Source organism: Streptomyces sp. NPDC059851 (genome assembly GCF_042732005.1).
Taxonomy (GTDB): Bacteria; Actinomycetota; Actinomycetes; order Streptomycetales; family Streptomycetaceae; genus Streptomyces.
Genome location: NZ_JBHWJJ010000292.1, coordinates 1 through 1,927 on the forward strand (window position 1 = coordinate 1; position 1,927 = coordinate 1,927).

The 1,927-nt window shown below is 75.5% G+C and carries 1 protein-coding gene and 1 pseudogene; both read right to left on the reverse strand.

Annotated features, from left to right (window positions below; all coding sequences use genetic code 11):
• Positions 1-922: pseudogene (locus tag ACFV7Q_RS38800) on the reverse strand (hypothetical protein); the annotation flags it as partial.
• Between the two features lie 67 nt (positions 923-989).
• Complete coding sequence (locus tag ACFV7Q_RS38805) at positions 990-1,853, reverse strand: hypothetical protein (RefSeq protein ID WP_385435663.1); 864 nt, start codon at positions 1,851-1,853, stop codon at positions 990-992.
• Positions 1,854-1,927 lie beyond the last annotated feature (74 nt).

Below are 1,927 nucleotides of genomic sequence, written 5' to 3' on the forward strand. Positions count from 1 at the left end.
GGTTTACCAGGTGGGGGAACTCCAGGGCGAGGGACCGCAGTCGGGAGACCGCGAGGTCCGCCGCGCCGTCGGGTAGCCGGTGGCGGCGGACGGGGCGGGCGAGGAAGTCGCCGCTGACGTCGCTCTCCAGGAGCAGGGCACGGCCGTCCGCCGTGAGCCGGAAGTCGCAGTCGCTGCCTCCGGTGTCCGCGGTCTCGTCGTCCAGCGAGTAGTACGGCTCCCAGAGCACCCGGCACGGGTAGCCGGGGACGGCATGGAGGTCGACGACGTCGGTGAGGCTGTGGCCGGCGCCGACTGCTGCGGCCAGTCCTGCGTCGGGCCCTTCGGCCGCCTCCACGGACGGCACGGCGGCGAGGGTGAAGGGCGGCGGTGCCGCCGGCCCGGCCGCGGGTTCCGCCGCCGTGCGGGCGGCGAGGTCCCGCAGCCAGGGGAGGAAGCCTGGCGCCTCCACCGTGAACGCGTACGCGTCGTCGGTGGGGCGTACGGAGAGCACCGGGCCCCAGTCGGGGCGGCTCCCGCCCCCGGTGGCGGTGAAGAACCGGCCGTCGCGGTCGAGTGCCCAGCCGGCGGCCGCGGCCGCCGCCGGTGTGCCGGGGGTCGGCCAGGCCGGGTGGGGGGCCGCCCCTGCCGGCGGCCCGAACGCGTACTGCTGCCGGCCTGCCGTGACGCCGCCCACCTCGCGGAGCACGGTGCGGACGGCTTCGGGCACGGGTACGGGCCAGCCGTCGAGTTCGGCGTCGGTGAAGCCGTCGTGCAGGGCGACCTGGTCGGGTGAGGCCGCCGCCAGGGCCCGCAGCTCGACCACGGCGGCCACAGCGGCTTCGGCAGCCGCTTCGGCAGCCGCTTCAGCGGCCGCTCCGACGGGCTCGGCCGACGCCGTCCCGGGTGCCCCGTACTCCGCTGCGTCGTTCGTTCCGTCCACTTCGAGCCCCCGCCCTTCGATCTTCCTGCGCGGTACCGACCCTAGCCGCTGCGGGCGCCCGGCCGGTTCACGGGTTCTTGCGCAGCTCGTACAGGTCGACGTCGTCCGGGTCGCCCACGTAGTGGTACAGCTCCGGGCGCTCCTGCCTGCCGGCGACCCTCCATTCGGGCAGCGGGCAGCCCGCGATGCGGATGTCGACCCGCTGGCCCCAGGTGTTGCGCCGTCCGGGCGTCAACGTCCAGGTGCCGGGGCCCGAGCAGGCCCGCCCCCAGGTGGAGGTGTCGCCGGGCCGGAAGTACTTGACGGCCGAGGCGTGGGCGCTGCCGTCCGCTTCGAGGGTGACGAGTCCACCGCTGCCGTCTGACCAGGTGCCCGTGACGGACGCCGCGGTGAGCAGTGGAGGGCGGTACCTCGGCACGATGTCCGTCCAGAGGGCGAAGGAGCCCAGGAGGCCGATGCCCGCCACGACCGCGGTGCCCCGCGCCACGACCAGGCCGAACAACCCCTCCCGACGCGGCCGGCCCAGCAGGGCGGCGACGGACAGGACGGCCGTGGCCACCGCCCAGGGCACGACCATGGTGGACAGGTCCGCACCGGCGGCGAGGCCCGCGGCCACGGGCAGGGCGAGGAGCGCCGCCACCGCGGCCACCGCCCAAGGCCACGCGTCCCGGCCGCCGATCAGACGCCCGAGGAGGTCACCGAGTGCCACGGCCGGCAGCACCACCACGAGCGACAGCACGAACGCCACGACCATGACGAGCTGCGAGACTCCGAGGAAGGCCGCGAGGGCCTCGGTGTTCCCGCCGTCGACGCGCGGCGGCACCCGGGTCAGGGTGTACAGGACGCCGAGCACCGCCGCGAGCAGCGCTTCCAGGAACAGCACCATCGTCGAGACCAGCAGCATCCGGCCGTAGGAGCGCTTCGATTCCACGGTCGGTCCCCCCTCCCCCGGCACGCCGAACGGACGCCGTCGCCCGTTCGGATCGCGCCGCGCGCCCTCTTACC